The following is a 573-nucleotide window of genomic DNA, read 5'->3' as shown; positions in this document are numbered from 1 at the left end:
GAAAAACTAGTAGCAGTAATAAGAGGAAGAGATGAAGAAGAAGCGTACTTAATCTCAAAGAAGGTAATAGAGGGTGGAATAAGGATAATAGAGTTAACATTTACAACACCATTTATAGAAAACACTATAGAGAGATTAACAAAGGAGAATATAGAAGGAGTAATAATAGGAGCAGGAACAGTATTAGATGCTATTACAGCAAGAATAGCAATAATGAAGGGAGCAAGATTTATAGTATCACCACATTTAGATGTAGAGATATCAAAGTTATGTAATAGATATAAGGTAATATATATGCCAGGTTGTTCAACAATAACAGAGATATTAAAAGCATTAGAAAGTGGAGTAGATTTAGTTAAATTATTCCCAGGAGATTTACTTAAACCAAGCTTTATAAAAAATAGTAAAGGACCATTACCTCAAGCAGAGATGATGCCATCAGGAGGAGTAAGTATAGATAATATGGATGAGTGGTTAAATGCAGGAGCTTATGCATTAGGAATAGGAAGTGCTTTAACTAAATATATATCAACAAAGGGTTATGATAGTGTAAGAGAAGAAAGTGAAAAATTT

General features: G+C 31.6%; 1 protein-coding gene. It reads left to right on the top strand.

The window, feature by feature from the left end:
* On the top strand, positions 1-573 hold a 573-nt coding region (locus tag BUE91_RS06780; RefSeq protein WP_073508375.1), incomplete at both ends, for a bifunctional 2-keto-4-hydroxyglutarate aldolase/2-keto-3-deoxy-6-phosphogluconate aldolase.

Source organism: Streptobacillus notomytis (genome assembly GCF_001902585.1).
Taxonomy (GTDB): domain Bacteria; phylum Fusobacteriota; class Fusobacteriia; order Fusobacteriales; family Leptotrichiaceae; genus Streptobacillus; species Streptobacillus notomytis.
The sequence above is the reverse complement of the archived record's forward strand: the minus strand, read 5'-3'. Positions and strand labels throughout refer to the sequence as shown.